Below are 17,079 nucleotides of genomic sequence, written 5' to 3'. Positions count from 1 at the left end.
AAATTACTGATCAAGAAATTGTACAAATGCGAAATACTATCTTTTCTTGGATAGAAAGTAAAAATCCGGATTGAACATTTTTGGAGTTGTTTTCGTCACATCTTTAAATTTTTTTATAAAATGCGATTGGTCAAAATATTTATTATAAAGTGCAACATCGGTCAGGCTTAGTTTTTCCTGACTCATATGGACCATTTGATCAACCGATTTTCTAAATTTTAGTAGCTGAATGTATTTTTTGATGGTAAGTCCGGTTGCCGCCTGAAACTTAATTTGTAAGGAGCGCTGTGATAAGTTTATAATTTTTCCAATTTCAGAAATTGAAATTTCTTCTTCATGAAGTCTGATGATTTCGCAGATTTTTTCAATTGTATTTTTAGACGGATGTAAAGCATCTAATTCTTCGAAATAAGTATTGATAACATTCAGCAAATCTGAAATAGAACTGTTTAAACGATAATCAATTTCGTCATCGAAAGGAAGTTCTGTTGGATCTATTTTAAGAATAGCATCTGTAAAATTGCTTAAATCATATTTAGGAAACATCGAAAGTGTCCAGGGGTGTAATTGCGTAATGGTTACTTTAGTTCCAGGTTGGATATTCACTAAAACTTTATTGGTCATTTGCGAACAAAAATAGAGCCCCTCTGTCATGAGATACTTTTTTTTGCTGGTGTGAACTTCTATAGACCTTCCGCTTACAATTGCTAAGTTAAAACAGCCATTAGGCAGAATGAGTTTATTCTCGATTAAAGTTTCGCCAATACTATTGTCAAGACACCAAATTTTATTGACAAAGCGTTCACTTTTTTCACTCACATAAAATTCTGAATAGAGGTTCATTTGCTTTATTATGTTGTTGAAAACCGTTAGAATTGACTCGTTTTTAGTGACAAACGAAAATAGTGTTTTTTTAGGTTTGAAGCAAGATGAGGTGCAAAGTTGCAGAGGTACAAGGGAGCAAAGGAGTAGCGGTGTTATTTGAGATTTATGCTCACGGAAATTTTCACGCAGATTTTACTGATTTAATAGTTTCGTACAGACAAACAAATCCGTCCAATCTGCAAAATCTGCGTGCAAAAAAAACATTGTAACTAAGCTTCTTAACGATTTTTTTAAGGAACAGAACCCTGACAACAAGATGTAGGATTATTTTTTAATAGGCCTATGCTCGTAACTAACAATACGTTTTAAAACCCAGTCATTGTTTTTTCGTTCCCAGATATGAATAAATTTTGCAGTCCCAACCGGAACACCATCCACCAGAAAAGTGTGATCTCCCAATTGTACCGCGCCAAAATCCCCTAATTTATCAATAGTAGTGGAGTTTAATTTTCGGGTAACCTTTTCAGATCGGGCACATTTTTCATTAAAAGTTTTTATTTCGTGCTCTTTCGAATTATTTAATCCAGAACGATCGTCGAAAAACTCAATATCGTCGGCTATAATTTTTTTGAAAAGATCCGTTTTACATTCATTAAAAGCAACCGTGAAAAGCAGGCTGTCCATTTTGATGATTTCTGTTTTCAGATTAGCCATTTTCAGAACTTGTTCATTTGTTTGCGCTTTTATCATTTCGCTAATTAGGAAGATAAAAAGAAAGAGGATTGGTTTTTTCATGCCTTGGTCAGATCAAATTAGGTTTTAGGATGGTGCTGAAACATTATTTTTTAACAGTAAACAATTCAACAGTGGACGTTTTCTTAAATGGATCATTAAAGAAATTTAACAATACCAAGTTAAAAAGATCCGGTTTCTCATAAGAACCAAAATGTGTTGCGCCGGGCATCACAAAAAAGTTGGAGTTCTCGATGTTATCGAAAATTTTAATCGAATGTTCCAGTCTGATAGCATCTCTGTCGCCAGACATAACTAGTACAGGGCATTTTATTTTATGTAAATCTTTTTCAGAGATATTAGGCTGGTATTCCAGTAGATTATAAAGATTTCTGACATGCGAATCTTTTGTCGTTTTTAAGGTCTCCTTTACTACATCATCAATTTCATCATAAACCGCTTTTTTGCCCGGAAATAAATTGGCTCCAAAAGTAGCGACTTTGCTAACTTTTTCAGGATGGTTTATCGCAAGCAATAGACCTAGAATGCCACCATCGCTTTGGCCCCAAACATAAGCACTGTCAATTTTTAAAGAATCTAACAACGTGCTGACATCGTTGGCCATTTGCACATATTTTAGCTGTTGGTTGGACGGATCAATTGATTTTCCGTGCCCTCTGCTGTCGATGGCTATAACCTGAAAGTATTTTTTAAAATATTCGATTCGGTGCCCATGACCTTTAATTGACCCGCCATTTCCGTGAAGTAACACCAAAGGCTTTCCGCTTCCGTAAACCTCATAATACATTTTGATGCCGTTAATGTCTTTATAGTTCCCGGCTTCTTTATTGTCGCCATAGGGAGTAGTAAGGTTATTTTGAGCAATTAATGTTCCTATAGTAAGGAAACAGATAAGAAATAAGACCGATTTTTTCATGATTTTTGGTTTTTTGATTGATTGAATGATTGGTAATATTAGGAGTAGCAAATGTATTACGAGTACTTTTTCACTAAGTCACTTAGATCATTTTCCTTCAGAATTTTGTCCAGGTATTTCCCTCTGCTGCTGGTTGCTCTTTGGTAAGGTGCGAAAAGATTAGTTGATTTGTTAAATTCGGTGTTGAGGTTTTTTAATTCTTCTTTTTCAGAGTCCGTTAGTTTTCGATTTTCTTTTTCCTGATTGAATTTGATTAGTTTCTTTACAATAATCTCTTTGTCGATAATGTCATTTTCAGAAGCATTCAAGGTGCATATGCCATAGATACCATTGTTGTAATGCTTCCATTCCTCTTCAAATGCCATGTCTAATCTTTCTTCATCTACACGATTGTTTTCATCGAATAGATTTTGATACGCAAATTCTTTGGTGCCGTGATTTAGCAAACGCTGGATAAAGTTTTCTCTAAATTTCTGTTTTACGTCCTCACTGTTGTTTTGGGCAGTTTTTAAATTGTTTAAAAGACTTACAACATTTTTGCTAAAGTATTTTTTTGTTGTTGAAATCGAGTGGGAGTCATTTAAAGAAGAAGATATTTTTATCTCAGAATGGATCAAATAAGAATAGGAAGGAATTAATTTTTCGACAATAAACTTTTCAATTTCAGCTGTTTCAAAATGGGTAAGTGTCGCCAGATTTTCGAGTTCGATGTAGTTATCTTCGATGTATTTTAGGTTTGATTCCATTTTGGTAGGGTATTGTTTAGTTATAATTTCTGAGTAGTAAAAATAGATTTTTTCTACTGTATTTTGTTCTGAAAAATGAAGATTTTCGAAGAAACAGCTGTTACGATGAGCAGAACTGGAACTCTTTTGTAATGTTCCAATAGCGATAACAAACCACAAAGGAGAGGAGAAATCGTGCCAACGGTCTTTTTTTGTGGACGGCTGATAGGTATTTAGGGGGCTTAAATGCTAAATATTTGCTTTATTTTAAAGTTTTGTGCATTTATTACTTATTTTTACGGTCTTATTATTTAGATTTTTCTTGATGCAAACTCCACTTAAAATTGCTGTTGTCGGTTCTGGATTGGTAGGATCGTTATTAGCAATTTACCTTAAAAAAGCAGGTCATACCGTTCATGTTTATGATCGTAGTCCTGATATTCGCCAAATCAATTTTTCGGGACGTTCTATCAATCTGGCAATGTCCAACCGTGGTTGGAAAGCTCTTGATGCAGTTGGTGTTGGTGATGCGGTTCGCGAAATCGCAATCCCAATGGACAAACGCGCCATTCATTTGGTAGACAAACTAAATTTTCAAAATTACGGTCAGGAAGGCGAATCGATTTATTCGATTTCAAGAGGGACTTTAAATAGAAAAATGATTGATCTTGCAGAACAAGCCGGAGCAGAGTTTTTCTTTGAACAAAAAATCTGGGATGTAACACTCAATGATGCTACGCTGCATATTGGCGATACCGAAAGAGGCGAGTGGGAAGAGAAAAAATTTGATATGGTTTTTGGTGCCGATGGTGCTTTCTCAAGAATCAGACACCGCATGCAACGTCAGAGTATGTTCAATTATTCACAAGAATTTTTGAATATGGGCTATAAAGAATTGAATATTCCGGCAAATTCTGATGCTACACATAAATTAGATAAATATTCTTTTCATATTTGGCCACGTGGCGAGTACATGTTGATTGCGCTTCCTAATTTAGACGGAAGTTTTACCTGTACCTTGTTTATGCCATTTGAAGGCGAAAATTCGTTTGCGTCTTTAACAGACCGTAAGAGTGTGGAAGAGTTCTTTGAAAAAAACTTCCCGGATTCGATAGAAGTAATTCCAAAACTGGCAGAAGATTTCTTTAAAAATCCAACCAGTACTTTGGTTACCATGAAATGTTTTCCGTGGACATATGAAGATAAAATTGCTCTAATCGGAGATGCCTGCCATGCAATTGTCCCGTTTTATGGACAAGGTATGAATGCCGGTTTTGAAGATATCACGGTTTTAAATGAAATGATCGAAAAGTACGGAGATGATTGGAAAAAAGTTTTCTCCGAGTATCAGATCTCGCGTAAGCCTAATGCAGATGCGATAGCAGAACTTTCGTATCGCAATTTTATGGAAATGAGTACTAAAACTGCAGATGAGAAATTCTTGTTGCAAAAGAAAATCGAAAAAGCATTCTCAGATAAACATCCCGATAAATGGATTCCATTATACAGTCGTGTGACTTTCAGCGATCGTCCCTATACAGAAGCCTTGGCGATTGGCGATTTCCAAAACGCAATCATGGATGAGATTCTAAAATTGGATAATATTGAAAATATTTGGCACACTCCCGAAATCGAAAACAGGATTTTGGAGTTGTTAAATCAATAAAAAACAACGCGACAGGTTTCCAAAACCTGTCGCGTTTAATTTTTTATTTCTTAAATATCTTAGACAAAACACCAAAAACACCTCTGATAAAAGTAGCGCTCGTTACAACTTTTAAAACAGATTTACCAACCACACTTGCAGTACTAGGTTCTGATTTGGATTGTTTTTGAGAAGTTTGAGCCTCTTCCTGTTCCGAACTCGCTTGTTGCGCATCGGTTATTTTTTTGGTTAAGATTTCGTAAGCACTTTCACGGTCAAGCTCTTCGCTGTATTTTTTTACCAGTTTCGATTTACCATTGATCACTTCAATTTCATCGGCAGATAAAACGTCCATTCGGCTCATTGGCGCACGCATCATGGTTGCTACAAGCGGTGTTGGAACTCCTTTTTCATTTAATGCTGTAACCAATGCCTCTCCAATCCCTAAGCTCGTCAATAATTCATCTGTTTTGTAGTAGGCTGAGGTAGGGTAGTTGTCCGCTGTTTTTTTGATTGCCTGTCTGTCATTGGCTGTAAAAGCCCTAAGCGCATGTTGAATTTTTAATCCTAATTGTGCTAAAACACCACTCGGAACGTCCATTGGATTTTGTGTAACAAAATAAATGCCAATACCTTTAGAACGAATTAGTTTTACAATAGTTTCAATTTGTTCAAGTAAAACTTTACTGGCTTCATTAAAAATTAAATGCGCTTCATCAATAAAGATTACCAGTTCAGGCTGATCAGAATCTCCTTTTTCAGGCATCTGCTGGTAAATTTCAGCCAATAAACTCAACATAAAAGTCGAGAATAATTTGGGTTTATCCTGTATGTCCGTTAGGCGAATAATGTTTACGTATCCTTTTCCGTTTTCATCAATACGCATCAAATCATCAATTTCGAAAGATAGCTCTCCAAAAAACAAATCGCCACCCTGTTGTTCCAATTCGATTATTTTTCTCAGAATAGTTCCGGTTGTTGCGGTTGAAATTTTACCATAAGCCGCTGCAATTTCATCTTTTCCTTCTTCCGTAATATAATTGATTACTTTTTTAATGTCTTTCAAATCCAGTAAAGGCATCTGATTGTCATCACAATATTTGAAGATTACAGAAACAACTCCCGTCTGCGTATCATTTAGGTCTAAAATTCTGGAAAACAGTACAGGGCCAAATTCAGAAACAGTAGCACGCAAACGAACCCCATTTTGTTTGGATAGGGACATAAGCTCTACAGGAAACGCAGCTACATTATATGGAATGTTTATTTTAGCGTGGCGTTCTGTAATAAAACCTTCTTCTTTCCCTTCTTTTGCAATTCCGCTAAAATCTCCTTTAATATCCATCATCAATACAGGTATTCCTGCATTTGATAATTGTTCCGAAAAGACCTGAATTGTTTTGGTCTTTCCCGTACCTGTTGCGCCGGCAATTAGTCCGTGACGGTTTAAAGTTTTTAAGGGAATCTTAACATGGGTTTCGGCAAGTGCTTCCCCGTCCAGGATTGCGCCTCCCAAGATAATACTGGCACCTTTTGAAGAATAGCCATTGTTTATATCTTGAATGAAATTGTCTTTTTTATTCATGTTTTTATTCGTAATTTAGATGATTATAAGAGTTTTGCTGTGTTTTTTAACAGTTTGACCTTGTTTTTTTTAGTAGGAAAAAGCTTTTTCAGTATAAAAATAAAACAAAAAATAATTTCGCAACTTTTTAAGAAGATATCAGCGGAATGTTGGAATATTTACTAAAACGTTGTAATTTTCCCAAAAATCATCCTGTTTTTTGTTTTATCTAAAAAGTAACAAAGGCAATTTAATGAGATATTTTTTAAATTGACGTTAAATTTCCTTCAATTAAATTAAAAAAAGTTTTTTTATTTAAACTAAACGTATAAATTTGCTCCTCTACAAGTTAAATATAACTAAAAAATAAAATTATTTAAAACTATTAAAATTAAAAAAAATGGCAAACGTTAAAGTTAAAAAAGAAAGCACTTCAAATGGAGGAGGAATGATTACCGGAATCATTATTGTTGCGTGTATTTTAGTTGGGGTGTTTATTTGGAAAGTAATCATGGGAGATGCTTCTAACTTCGAGGGAGGAAATCCAGAAACTGGACATCCGATCAATACTTTAGGACAAGTATACAAAGGTGGTTTTATCGTACCAGTATTATTAGGTATGTTTTTAATGGTTGTTGTTTTTTCTATTGAAAGATTCATCGTTATCGGTAAAGCAGCTGGAAAAGCTAATTTAGATAAATTCATGAAAAGCGTTCAAGGAAGCATTAAAGAAGGAAACATCGAAGCTGCAATCGCTTCTTGTGACAAACAACAAGGTTCTGTTGCAAATGCAATTAAATCTGCTTTAATTAAATACCAAGACGTTAAAAAAGAAGGATTCAACAGTGAAGAAGCTTCAGAAGTAATCCACAAAGAAATCGAAGAGGCAACTTCATTAGAAATGCCAATGTTAGAAAAAAATATGACTATTATCTCTAGTTTAGTTTCATTAGGAACTTTAGGAGGATTATTAGGAACTGTATCTGGTATGATTAAAGCGTTTGGTGCATTAGCTTCTGCTGGTACTCCGGATCAAGCTGCTCTTGCAACAGGTATCTCTGAAGCACTTATCAACACTGCAACAGGTATCTCTACTTCAATCTTAGCAATTGTATCTTACAACTTCTTTACTTCTAAAATCGATGATTTAACTTACTCAATTGATGAGGCTGGTACTACAATCGTAAATACTTACAGAAGATTCAGAGGAAGTTTGAAACAATAATTAATTTTTGATATTTAATATATAAATTAATTATATCAAAGTAAAATAAAAGAGAATGGCTAAAATAAAAATGAAAAAAAAGTCAACATCGACAGATATGACTGCCATGTGCGATGTTGCGTTCCTTTTGCTTACGTTCTTTATTTTGACAGCTACTGCTAAGGTGCCGGAAGCACTTCCTGTAGATATGCCTTCTTCTGTTGCACAAACTAAATTACCGGATTCAGATTTGGCAATTATTACAATAGGAAAAGGAAAAGACGGGAAAAGCAAAGTGTTTTTCGATATTAAAGGAAGAGAGATTCGTAAAAGAACTCTTGAAGGAATGGGAGCAAAATTAGGCGTAACTTTTTCAGAAGAAGATAAAACTAAATTTGCCTTAATGGATGACTTCGGTGTTCCATTAGCAAATTTAAAGCAGATTATCGATATGAAAGCGTCTGATAGAACTAAAGCGAATCAACCTGGTATTCCAATCGATTCTTTAGACAATCAATTAAAAGAATGGCTTTTGATTTCAAGAAGAGCTGCTATTGACCTTGATGATAAAGAATTGCAAATTGCAATTAAAGGAGATGCTAAAGAACAATATCCGCAAATCAAAAAGATAATGGATATTTTGCAAGATCAGAAAATCAATTCCTTTAACTTAGTTACAGGTATGAGAGGAAGAGACTTTTAATTAAAAAATATACACTAAAATGGCTGAATTAAATACCGGCGACGGTGGTGGCGGAAAAGGTGGTAAAGTAAGAAGTAAAAAGCAGAATTCAAAAGTCGATTTAACGGCAATGGTGGATTTGGCATTCTTATTGATCACATTCTTTATGTTAACCACATCGTTGTCAAAACCTCAATCGATGGATTTGTCTCTGCCGGATAAAGATCCTGTAAAAGATGAAGTACCTGTTAAAGTAGATGAAAATCGTACGATGACAGTTATGCTAGGTGCAGATAATAAAATGATTTATTACATGGGATTATTGGCAACTCCAATTGCGGGGCCTAAAGATATCGCATATGGTAAAGATGGAATTCGTAGAGAATTATTATCTAGAAAAAAATCTGTTTTGGCTTATTCTGCAGCAAAAGGGAAACCAAAAAATGGGATTATAGTTATTATCAAACCAACTAAAAAATCGAATTATCGTAATTTGGTTGATATTTTAGATGAAATGGCTATTACCGGAGTGGAGACTTATGCGATCGTTCCTGAGTTTACACCGGAAGAAACGAAATTGATAGATAAAAAGCAAGAGTAATCTTGGTTCTTCAACCTAAAAATCAAGAAAAATGAAATTAGATATTATAAAAAATCAGTGGCTTGATATCGTATTCGAAGGACGTAATAAGATATATGGTGCATATGAGTTAAGAAAATCGAACGGTAAGACGACTGTAAAAGCGCTTATCATTGGATCAGTTATTTTTAGCTTTGCTGTGGCAGCTCCTCTTATTGCAAGTCTTTTACCGGATTCTAAAGAAGAAGAGGTGAATAACGATATTAAGATTGCTACGGTAAAATTACCTCCAAAGAAAGAGGAAGTTAAACCTAATCAACCACCACCACCACCACCACCACCAAAAGTGGATCAGGTGAAGTTTGTGAAGCCTGTGGTAGCTAAGGCTAATGAGGTTACTGAAGATCCACCTAAAATTGAAGAACTTAAAGATAAAAAAGTAGGTTCTGAAACAATCAAAGGAGATCCAAACGCAAAACTTGTAGTAGATGAGCCAGTTGGTACTGGTCCTGTATCTCAGGTGGTAGAAGAAGATAACAGTGTATATAGTACAGCTGGTATCGAAGTAAAACCGGATTTCCCTGGAGGAATTGAAAAGTTCTACAAATTTGTAGGAAACAATTATAAAACACCAGATGAAGAAGGTTTAAAAGGTAAAGTTTACGTTACTTTTGTAGTAGAGAAAGACGGTTCATTAACCGACATTAAAGTTTTAAGGGATATCGGTTACGGTACGGGAGCAGAAGCAATTCGTGTTCTTAAAAAATGTCCAAGATGGACTCCCGGCGAGCAAAATGGTAAAAAAGTTAGGGTACTTTACTCTTTACCTATTACTATTCAATCTGCAGAATAATGTTAAAAGATATGCTTAATAATATTCAGAAGAAATCGCTCAAAGAGCGATTTCTTCTTGTTTTAGGAATACTGTTTTTTTTAATATATCTTGTGCTTGGTTTAATGATTATGTTTTGGAAGAAGCTTCCATTAGATATGGAACCTAAATACAGATATGCTTTTGGTGGTTTATTGATCGTTTATTCAGCCATCCGTTTCCTGAGATTAATTAATTCAAACGCAGAATAGTTTATGTTAAAATATAGTAAAGTTTTTGGTTTAGTAGCTTTTGTCTTTTTGTTTGCCATGTGCAATCAAAAAAGCAAAAACGATGAGAGCAAAGAGACAATCTTAAAAGGATCTTTAGATATTACGGTTGACGAAACTATAAAGCCAATCGTTGAGGATCAGGTTGCGGTTTTTGAAGGAACATATTACGATGCCAAGATTGCAGTTAAAGCGAAATCTGAAGCAGAGCTTATTAATGATTTGTTAAATCAAAAAGCAAAAGTAGTTGTTACAACAAGAACCTTGTCCAAAGAAGAAGAAGAGAGGTTTGCAAAGAGTAAAATAAAGCCAAGAATTACGCCTTTTGCAACAGATGCGATAGCTTTGATTTCAAGTAAAAGCAATAATGATACTTTAATTGCGTTGAAATCTGTAATTGATTTTATGCAAGGGAAAACAGATACCGGTATTAAAGGATTGGTATTCGATAATCCTAATTCCAGTACTGTCCGTTACATGAAAGAGTTGGCAAAGGTTAAAGAGATTCCAACTATCGGTGTTTTTTCATTTAAAACAAATGAAGAAGTTATTAAATTCGTTTCGGAAAATGATGGTATGATCGGTGTAGTTGGAGTGAATTGGTTGTCTCAGCCCGCTCCGAATATGATCGATTTGATTAAGAAAATAAACGTTTTAAGTGTTAAAGGTTTAAATGATGATACATATTATAGCCCATCACAAAACGATCTTGCTGAAGTGAAATATCCTTTGGCACGTGATTTGTTTATTATAAATTGCCAGGGATATTCCGGTTTAGGAATGGGGTTTGCTTCATTCATTGCTGGAGACATTGGTCAACGTATAGTTTTAAAATCAGGTTTACTACCGGTGAGAACTCCGGGAAGAAAGCTTAAAATTAGAAGTCAGATTATAAAAGATAAAGAATAAATTAATTACTATAAAGATGAATAAATTTAAAATTTTTAGTTTTGCCTTAGTTGCTTCAGTTTCTGTAGCAAAAGCGCAAGACATCAACCAGGCTAAGAAAGCAATTGACGCGGAACAATTTCAAAAAGCGAAATCATTGCTAAAATCAATAATTAAAGCAAAACCATCTGATGGGGAAGCTAATTTTGTTTTAGGGAATATTTACCTAAATCAATCTGTTATTGATTCTGCTAAAATTTATTACCTAAATGGAATTGAAGCAGCAGATAAGAAAAACCTAAACTATATTGGATTAGGTCAAATCGATCTAAACAATAAAAATACAGCGGCAGCTCAGGCTAATTTTGCTTTAGCGACTAAAGATATTAGACGTAAGGATGTAAATGAGTTTATTTACATTGGTAGAGCTTATATCAATTCGGATAACCCGGATTATAAAAATGCAATTGCAAGTTTGCAAAAAGCATTAGCTATTGAACCACAAAACGCTACTGCTCTTTTGACAATTGGAGATGCTTATTATGGTGCTAATAATCAAAATGACGCTTATAAAGCTTACCGTGATGCATTTACTGCTGATCCAACACTTTTGAGAGCGAAAATGCAATTAGGGGTTTTATTGAAAGGGGCTAAATCTTACGAAGAAGCAATTAAATCTTTTAATGAAGTTATTACTTTAGATGTTAATTACGGACCGGTATACAGAGAGTTGGCTGAGACTTATTACAAATGGGCAAGAAACAAACCTTCAACTTCTACGGTTAACTTGCAAAAAGCAATTACAAACTACGAGAAGTATTTAAGTCTTACGGATTATTCATTAGATTCTAAAATGCGTCACGCTGATTTCTTAATCTTGGTTAAAGATTATAAAAATCTTGAAGTTGTAGCAAATAAAATGATTGCTGAAGATAAAGTTAATCCTAGAATCTTCAGATATTTAGGATATGCAGCTTATGAGAATGGAAACTATGATGTTGCTATTAAATCATTAGAGGATTATATTAAAGTACCAACAAATAAAATTATCGCAAGAGATTATTTATATCTTGGTTATGCTAAAATTAAAAAAGGTACAAATGCAGAAGGTGCAGTTGATGCAGCTGCTTTTGATTCAGGTTTAGCTGAAATTAAAAAAGGAGTTGCTTTAGATCCTACTGCTGTTGAAGAGCTTGGAGATTTTGGAAAAGAATTATTTGGTAAAAAACAGTTTGTACAAGCTGCTAGTCTTTTTGAATTGACAGCTATGAATACGGAGTCAAAAAGTTATTTGACAGATAATGTGTATTATGGTATTGCTCTTTACTATGCAAATGTAAATAAAACGGCTACTGCTCCTGAAGTTATTGCTGCTTTAGGTAAAGCTGATGCTGCTTTTGACAGAGTATTGGTTGCTTCTCCTACTTATGAAGAAGCTTACTTGTACAAAGGAAGAATCAACAACTTATTGGAGAAAGATGATCTAATCATTAAAAACTACGAAGAGTATGTTACTAAAATAACTGCTAAAGGTGCTGAAGAATTGGCAAAACCAGCTACAGTTAAAAAAGTAGTTGAAGCTTACAACAGTATCGGTGCAAGTTATGCTAATACAGATAAAGCGAAAGCAATTGAATATTTCAACAAAAGTTTAGTTTTAGATCCTGCTAATGCTTATGCGGCACAGTCAGTGAAAGCTTTGAAATAATTAAAGTCTTTTATTAAATATAAAACCGGTAGTTCTCATTGAACTACCGGTTTTTTTATGTTCCGTATTTAAATGACTATCTTTGCACTTTAAAATAAAATAATGTTAGCTAAAGAAATACAATTAGAAGTGAATAAAGGTGCTATGTTGCCTTTGATGGAAGAGTTTTATACGATTCAGGGAGAAGGTTTTCATACCGGAACTGCTGCTTACTTTATTCGTATTGGAGGTTGTGATGTGGGCTGCCACTGGTGTGACGTGAAAGAAAGTTGGAACGCAGAATTGCATCCGCCAACAAGTATTGATGTAATTGTAAAAAATGCTTCGACGTATGCGGATACTGTTGTAATTACGGGTGGTGAGCCTTTGACATGGGATATGAGTTTGTTGACGCAACAATTAAAAGATAAAAATTTAAAAGTCCATATCGAAACTTCAGGTGCCTATCCATTGTCTGGAACATGGGATTGGATTTGTCTTTCTCCAAAAAAGAATAAATTGCCAACTCAAACCGTTTATGATAATGCACATGAGTTAAAAGTGATTATCTACAATAAACATGATTTTATTTTTGCCGAAGAACAAGCAGAATTGGTAAATGATAGCGCAATTTTATTTCTTCAACCCGAGTGGAGTAAAAAAGAAGAAATGACTCCATTGATTGTGGACTATGTAATGAATAATCCAAAATGGCGTGTTTCACTTCAGACACATAAATATTTGAATATCCCTTAGATACTAAAACAAAAAAATCTCTTCAATTGAAGAGATTTTTTGTTTTTAATACCGAAGGCACAGTGAGTATGAAAGATACAATTGAAAGTTATTTCCAGTTCTTGTGTTTTTTCAATGTAGTTATATGAGCTAAATGATGTTTGCCATGCCAGGCATAAGTGGCTATCATTTGCTTTATCTTAATTTCAGAATTATTTTCCGGATGTATGAAGCTTTTTTCGAGTTCAGTTTCCGATAGATTCTTCATAATAAAAGCTAGTCTGAAATGGAGGCCTTCGCGTAATGATAAAGTGGGTTCTATGGGCATTTTTAAATTATCGGGTAAGTCAGACCATAAAACTTCATCATATGCTTTTATTACAGGATTGTTTTCGGTCAAAGCCCATTTTATTCTTATAAAACAATTCATATGGCTTTCGGCACAATGATGTATCACTTGTCTAACGGTCCATCCGCCGGGACGATAGGGGGTGTCAAGTTGTTCTGTTGATAAATGGATCGTTTCCTGTTTTAATTTTTCAGGGAATAATGAAATCTCTTCGATTTGACTAAAAAGATACTCTTTCGAATAGGTTGTAGGTGTAATGAACTTCCCAATAGGATACTTTAATTTTTCTAAATCTAAATTTTTCATAAGTTTAAAAAAGAGTGTTAAATTGAAAGTCTGGCAAGATAATCATAATGTTCGCCTTCCAGAATAAGTTCGCATTTTAGTCCGTTAGCTATTGCGGCGTTCTGAAGTGTGTTGTAATCTAGATACAGCCAATTAAAAGGTTCTTCTTTTTCGCCTTTGTAGCTGATATTAAAAACAAGTTCTCCGTAATAATCAGTACTGGACGGAATCCATTTGCCGCCATCTTCATCTTCATCAAACATATAAATAATGTCTGAGCTGTCCAATAAAATTTGCCCGCCTGTATTCAGTAAGGATTTTAATTTTGATAAATACTGATTGCAATTTTCCAGTTTTCCAAAAATACCAACGCCATTCATTAATAATACAATGGTATCAAATTTTTCTCCTTCAAAATCTAGTATGTTTTGGACTTTTACATTTTTAACTCCTCTAAGTTTGCAGGTTTCTATTGCATGAGTAGAAATATCTATAGAAGTGACCTCTAAATTTCTGTCATTTTGTAGCGATAAACTATGACTGCCCGCTCCGCAGCCTACGTCCAGAATTTTTCCGCTTGCCAGTTGTAATGCTTTTTGTTCTATTTTCGGCATTTCATTATAAGAGCGGAATAAATAATCAACGCTCATCTCGTCTTCTTCAGAAATCGAAGTTTCGGTAATAATATTTTCAGGTGAATTTTGGGTCTGAAAATCATACATTGCTTTTCCAAAAAGATCTTTCATTGTATTTTTAGTTCAAAGTTTAAGGTTTCAAGTTTAAAGTTGTTTAATTTTGCAGGTCAACTTTAAATTTTAAACTTGAAACAGATTTTAAATAACTTATATAAGTTAGCCAAAGATAAGCATATCGAAAACAAAAAGTATTTCGATAAGCTTAAAAAGAAACAACCTAAAAACTTAGACTATGTGATGCAGGAATTGCATGATAAAGAGTTTAAGAAAACGGATTGTTTGCAATGTGCCAATTGTTGTAAAACAACCGGGCCCTTGTTTACTTTGGCTGATATCGAAAGGATTTCAAAATCTTTCAGGCAAAAGCCACAGCAATTTATAGAACAATACCTTCAGATTGATGAGGATAAAGATTATGTGTTGAAAAGTGTACCTTGTACTTTTTTGGATAATGAAAATTATTGCATGATTTACGATGTCCGCCCGAAAGCTTGCAGGGAATTTCCGCATACCGATCGAAAAAAGTTTCAGCAGATTACAGATCTTACTTTAAAAAATGTTGCGATTTGTCCAGCCGCGTATAATATCGTCGAGGAGATGAAGAAGCGACTTCCTTTGTAAATTGAACTCCGTTCCGCACTTAAATATTATATAATTGTTTTTGGAACAATTTGTTTTTGTTTTTTTAAACGTATTTTTGACTGATGCGAGGGCATACACTAATTTTAAGACAACTGAAAATTGAATCTAGAATACTTCATTGCTAAAAGACTTATTACTGCTAAAAATTTTAAAAGCAGTATTTCGGCTCCGATTATAAAAATTGCCATATCGGCTATTGCTATTGGTATTATTATGATGTTGGTTTCTGTAGCAACAGGAATTGGTCTGCAGCAGAAGATCAGAGAAAAGGTTTCTGCTTTTAATGGTCAGGTGATTATTTCGAATTATGACAATAATAATTCGGAAGTGACTATAGTTCCTATTTCAAAAAAGCAGGATTTCTATCCCAATTTCAAATCTGTTCCCGGAGTAAGTCACATACAAGCGATTGCAAGTAAGGCTGGAATTATCAGAACAGAAAGTGCTTTTGAAGGAATTATATTCAAAGGAGTAGGAGTAGATTATGATTGGAATAATATAAAAGAATATCTTGTTGAGGGCAGATTGCCTGATTTTACTAAAGCCTTAAATGAAGAAGTTATAATTTCCAGATTCCTGGCCGATCGATTAGGTCTTAAAGTTGGAGATCATTTTAATACTTTCTTCATTAAAGAGGAGCAGGGTAAAATGCCGAACAGTCGTCGTTTTGTGATAACAGGAATTTTTAGTTCGGGTTTTCAGGATTTTGATGCTACTTATATAATAGGAGATATACGTCATATTCAACGAATCAATAAGTGGAGTCCGGATCAGGTTGGGGCTTTTGAGGTTTTTGTTAATGACTTTAGTGAAATCAGAGCTACAGGAAATCAAATCTACGAACAAACGTCATCAAGTTTAGATACTAAAACAATAATAGAGAAGTACAGCTATATTTTCGACTGGTTGCAACTTTTTGATTTTAATATTATCGTTATCCTTGTTATTATGATTTTGGTTGCTACTATTAATATGGTGGTAGCGCTATTGGTTCTTATTTTGGAGCGCACACAGATGATCGGGATATTGAAAGCGTTAGGTGCAAATAACTGGGCGGTTAGAAAGATATTTTTATACAATGCGTTTTACCTTATTGTGAGAGGCCTTTTTTGGGGTAATCTGATCGGGATCTCATTATTGCTAATTCAACAGCATTTTGGAATCGTTCAGCTTAATCCGGAAAATTACTATGTTAATCAAGCGCCGGTATATATAAATTGGGGTTATGTGATTTTGCTGAATCTGTTAACTGTTACAGTTTGTTTTCTGGTGTTATTGATCCCATCTTATATAATAACCAAGATCTCCCCAGTAAAAGCCATTCGTTTCGATTAGTTTCTCTCTATATGGTACACCCCAACCCGACAGGTTTTCAAAACCTGTCGGGTTTATTTTTTAAAAACCCCAGCAAAATCAGCCCTTCCAAAAGAACAGCAACAAGACAAAACTAAAGCGTGAAAGAAAATTCCTAAAAACCACAAAAGCCTAAGTTTTGTAAAAACACCATTACCAGTAAGTTAAGAAAAAGATTGAAAAAAAGGTAAAATAACCTCTTCAAAAAGCTTGTAGAAACGAATAAAGGGGCTACTTTTGCACCCGCAACAAGACAGATGTTCCCTGATAGACTGACAAGAAAAGAGGATTAATTTTTTAGAAAAGTTTGAGAAAACAAAATAAAAAAAAAGATTCAAAAAAGCTTGTGAGATTTGAAAACGCTGCTTACCTTTGCACCCCGCAAAACACGCAAGTTCATTGAGAGATTGGTTGAGAAAAGAAGAAAATTGGAAACGAAAAGTTTCTAAA

The 17,079-nt window shown here is 34.3% G+C and carries 19 protein-coding genes; 11 read left to right on the top strand and 8 right to left on the bottom strand.

What is annotated here, in order from left to right; genetic code table 11:
• Nucleotides 1-36: 36 nt before the first annotated feature.
• The 4 genes from ACHRV3_RS17930 to ACHRV3_RS17915 all read right to left on the bottom strand — a co-directional run bounded on the left by ACHRV3_RS17930 (nucleotide 37) and on the right by ACHRV3_RS17915 (nucleotide 3,240).
• Nucleotides 37-843 carry an AraC family transcriptional regulator gene (locus ACHRV3_RS17930; protein ID WP_047778958.1) on the bottom strand — a complete coding sequence of 269 codons (807 nt, stop codon included), beginning with the start codon at nucleotides 841-843 and terminating at the stop codon, nucleotides 37-39.
• Between the two features lie 306 nt (nucleotides 844-1,149).
• Nucleotides 1,150-1,620, bottom strand: a complete 471-nt coding sequence (locus ACHRV3_RS17925; protein ID WP_395435791.1) for a nuclear transport factor 2 family protein — start codon at nucleotides 1,618-1,620, stop codon at nucleotides 1,150-1,152.
• A gap of 43 nt (nucleotides 1,621-1,663) precedes the next feature.
• Complete coding sequence (locus ACHRV3_RS17920) at nucleotides 1,664-2,494, bottom strand: alpha/beta fold hydrolase (RefSeq protein ID WP_395435792.1); 831 nt, start codon at nucleotides 2,492-2,494, stop codon at nucleotides 1,664-1,666.
• A gap of 56 nt (nucleotides 2,495-2,550) precedes the next feature.
• Entirely contained in the window at nucleotides 2,551-3,240 is a 690-nt protein-coding gene (locus ACHRV3_RS17915) for a DUF6058 family natural product biosynthesis protein (protein ID WP_395435793.1), read from the bottom strand.
• A gap of 304 nt (nucleotides 3,241-3,544) precedes the next feature.
• Here ACHRV3_RS17915 and ACHRV3_RS17910 point away from each other — a divergent pair, with 304 nt between their 5' ends.
• The gene (locus tag ACHRV3_RS17910; protein WP_395435794.1) at nucleotides 3,545-4,885 is read left to right on the top strand and encodes an FAD-dependent oxidoreductase; all 1,341 of its coding nucleotides are present in this window, start codon (nucleotides 3,545-3,547) and stop codon (nucleotides 4,883-4,885) included.
• Between the two features lie 43 nt (nucleotides 4,886-4,928).
• Here the strand turns inward: ACHRV3_RS17910 and ACHRV3_RS17905 are convergent, their stop codons facing one another.
• On the bottom strand, nucleotides 4,929-6,449 hold the full coding sequence (locus ACHRV3_RS17905; RefSeq protein WP_395435795.1) for a helicase HerA-like domain-containing protein: 1,521 nt from the start codon (nucleotides 6,447-6,449) through the stop codon (nucleotides 4,929-4,931).
• Between the two features lie 379 nt (nucleotides 6,450-6,828).
• Between ACHRV3_RS17905 and ACHRV3_RS17900 the strand changes: the two genes are divergently transcribed.
• From ACHRV3_RS17900 to ACHRV3_RS17865, 8 genes are all read left to right on the top strand, one after another.
• On the top strand, nucleotides 6,829-7,653 hold the full coding sequence (locus ACHRV3_RS17900) for a MotA/TolQ/ExbB proton channel family protein (RefSeq protein WP_047778952.1): 825 nt from the start codon (nucleotides 6,829-6,831) through the stop codon (nucleotides 7,651-7,653).
• Nucleotides 7,654-7,708: 55 nt separating this feature from the next.
• The gene (locus tag ACHRV3_RS17895) at nucleotides 7,709-8,335 is read left to right on the top strand and encodes a biopolymer transporter ExbD (RefSeq protein WP_230003552.1); all 627 of its coding nucleotides are present in this window, start codon (nucleotides 7,709-7,711) and stop codon (nucleotides 8,333-8,335) included.
• A 19-nt stretch (nucleotides 8,336-8,354) separates the two neighbouring features.
• A complete protein-coding gene (locus ACHRV3_RS17890) occupies nucleotides 8,355-8,915 on the top strand; it encodes an ExbD/TolR family protein (RefSeq protein WP_395435796.1) in 561 nt (186 codons plus the stop codon).
• 31 nt (nucleotides 8,916-8,946) lie between these two features.
• Nucleotides 8,947-9,747: an energy transducer TonB gene (locus tag ACHRV3_RS17885; RefSeq protein ID WP_230003548.1), complete on the top strand. Its 801-nt coding sequence runs from the start codon at nucleotides 8,947-8,949 to the stop codon at nucleotides 9,745-9,747.
• The gene (locus ACHRV3_RS17880; protein ID WP_026983456.1) at nucleotides 9,747-9,977 is read left to right on the top strand and encodes a hypothetical protein; all 231 of its coding nucleotides are present in this window, start codon (nucleotides 9,747-9,749) and stop codon (nucleotides 9,975-9,977) included. The genes ACHRV3_RS17885 and ACHRV3_RS17880 overlap by 1 nt, the downstream gene beginning before the upstream one ends.
• Before the next feature lie 3 nt (nucleotides 9,978-9,980).
• On the top strand, nucleotides 9,981-10,904 hold the full coding sequence (locus tag ACHRV3_RS17875) for a PstS family phosphate ABC transporter substrate-binding protein (RefSeq protein WP_395435797.1): 924 nt from the start codon (nucleotides 9,981-9,983) through the stop codon (nucleotides 10,902-10,904).
• Nucleotides 10,905-10,920: 16 nt separating this feature from the next.
• Nucleotides 10,921-12,591 carry a tetratricopeptide repeat protein gene (locus ACHRV3_RS17870; protein WP_395435798.1) on the top strand — a complete coding sequence of 557 codons (1,671 nt, stop codon included), beginning with the start codon at nucleotides 10,921-10,923 and terminating at the stop codon, nucleotides 12,589-12,591.
• A gap of 102 nt (nucleotides 12,592-12,693) precedes the next feature.
• Entirely contained in the window at nucleotides 12,694-13,326 is a 633-nt protein-coding gene (locus tag ACHRV3_RS17865) for a 7-carboxy-7-deazaguanine synthase QueE (protein WP_395435799.1), read from the top strand.
• An 88-nt stretch (nucleotides 13,327-13,414) separates the two neighbouring features.
• Here the strand turns inward: ACHRV3_RS17865 and ACHRV3_RS17860 are convergent, their stop codons facing one another.
• Together ACHRV3_RS17860 and ACHRV3_RS17855 are read right to left on the bottom strand one after the other, a co-directional pair.
• Nucleotides 13,415-13,960, bottom strand: coding sequence for a YfiT family bacillithiol transferase (locus ACHRV3_RS17860; protein WP_395435800.1), 546 nt, complete (start codon nucleotides 13,958-13,960; stop codon nucleotides 13,415-13,417).
• 17 nt (nucleotides 13,961-13,977) lie between these two features.
• Nucleotides 13,978-14,685, bottom strand: a complete 708-nt coding sequence (locus ACHRV3_RS17855) for a class I SAM-dependent methyltransferase (protein ID WP_395435801.1) — start codon at nucleotides 14,683-14,685, stop codon at nucleotides 13,978-13,980.
• A gap of 75 nt (nucleotides 14,686-14,760) precedes the next feature.
• On the opposite strand from ACHRV3_RS17855, the gene ACHRV3_RS17850 reads away from it, so the two are divergent.
• Together ACHRV3_RS17850 and ACHRV3_RS17845 are read left to right on the top strand one after the other, a co-directional pair.
• Nucleotides 14,761-15,255 carry a YkgJ family cysteine cluster protein gene (locus tag ACHRV3_RS17850; protein ID WP_395435802.1) on the top strand — a complete coding sequence of 165 codons (495 nt, stop codon included), beginning with the start codon at nucleotides 14,761-14,763 and terminating at the stop codon, nucleotides 15,253-15,255.
• A 120-nt stretch (nucleotides 15,256-15,375) separates the two neighbouring features.
• Nucleotides 15,376-16,611, top strand: a complete 1,236-nt coding sequence (locus ACHRV3_RS17845; RefSeq protein ID WP_395435803.1) for an ABC transporter permease — start codon at nucleotides 15,376-15,378, stop codon at nucleotides 16,609-16,611.
• Between the two features lie 182 nt (nucleotides 16,612-16,793).
• Here the strand turns inward: ACHRV3_RS17845 and ACHRV3_RS17840 are convergent.
• On the bottom strand, nucleotides 16,794-17,079 hold a 286-nt coding region (locus ACHRV3_RS17840), incomplete at its 5' end, for a hypothetical protein (protein ID WP_395435804.1).

It is taken from the genome of Flavobacterium sp. FlaQc-49, from assembly GCF_044005985.1.
Taxonomy (GTDB): Bacteria; Bacteroidota; Bacteroidia; order Flavobacteriales; family Flavobacteriaceae; genus Flavobacterium; species Flavobacterium cupriresistens.
Note: the sequence above shows the minus strand (reverse complement) of the source record. Positions and strands in the feature narration are given on the sequence as shown.

What these genes read in the sequence shown, in the direction of transcription:
- ACHRV3_RS17930 (WP_047778958.1), bottom strand. Translation starts at nt 843, where the DNA reads ATGAACCTCTATTCAGAATTTTATGTGAGTGAAAAAAGTGAACGCTTT.
- ACHRV3_RS17925 (WP_395435791.1), bottom strand. Translation starts at nt 1,620, where the DNA reads ATGAAAAAACCAATCCTCTTTCTTTTTATCTTCCTAATTAGCGAAATG.
- ACHRV3_RS17920 (WP_395435792.1), bottom strand. Translation starts at nt 2,494, where the DNA reads ATGAAAAAATCGGTCTTATTTCTTATCTGTTTCCTTACTATAGGAACA.
- ACHRV3_RS17915 (WP_395435793.1), bottom strand. Translation starts at nt 3,240, where the DNA reads ATGGAATCAAACCTAAAATACATCGAAGATAACTACATCGAACTCGAA.
- ACHRV3_RS17910 (WP_395435794.1), top strand. Translation starts at nt 3,545, where the DNA reads ATGCAAACTCCACTTAAAATTGCTGTTGTCGGTTCTGGATTGGTAGGA.
- ACHRV3_RS17905 (WP_395435795.1), bottom strand. Translation starts at nt 6,449, where the DNA reads ATGAATAAAAAAGACAATTTCATTCAAGATATAAACAATGGCTATTCT.
- ACHRV3_RS17900 (WP_047778952.1), top strand. Translation starts at nt 6,829, where the DNA reads ATGGCAAACGTTAAAGTTAAAAAAGAAAGCACTTCAAATGGAGGAGGA.
- ACHRV3_RS17895 (WP_230003552.1), top strand. Translation starts at nt 7,709, where the DNA reads ATGGCTAAAATAAAAATGAAAAAAAAGTCAACATCGACAGATATGACT.
- ACHRV3_RS17890 (WP_395435796.1), top strand. Translation starts at nt 8,355, where the DNA reads ATGGCTGAATTAAATACCGGCGACGGTGGTGGCGGAAAAGGTGGTAAA.
- ACHRV3_RS17885 (WP_230003548.1), top strand. Translation starts at nt 8,947, where the DNA reads ATGAAATTAGATATTATAAAAAATCAGTGGCTTGATATCGTATTCGAA.
- ACHRV3_RS17880 (WP_026983456.1), top strand. Translation starts at nt 9,747, where the DNA reads ATGTTAAAAGATATGCTTAATAATATTCAGAAGAAATCGCTCAAAGAG.
- ACHRV3_RS17875 (WP_395435797.1), top strand. Translation starts at nt 9,981, where the DNA reads ATGTTAAAATATAGTAAAGTTTTTGGTTTAGTAGCTTTTGTCTTTTTG.
- ACHRV3_RS17870 (WP_395435798.1), top strand. Translation starts at nt 10,921, where the DNA reads ATGAATAAATTTAAAATTTTTAGTTTTGCCTTAGTTGCTTCAGTTTCT.
- ACHRV3_RS17865 (WP_395435799.1), top strand. Translation starts at nt 12,694, where the DNA reads ATGTTAGCTAAAGAAATACAATTAGAAGTGAATAAAGGTGCTATGTTG.
- ACHRV3_RS17860 (WP_395435800.1), bottom strand. Translation starts at nt 13,960, where the DNA reads ATGAAAAATTTAGATTTAGAAAAATTAAAGTATCCTATTGGGAAGTTC.
- ACHRV3_RS17855 (WP_395435801.1), bottom strand. Translation starts at nt 14,685, where the DNA reads ATGAAAGATCTTTTTGGAAAAGCAATGTATGATTTTCAGACCCAAAAT.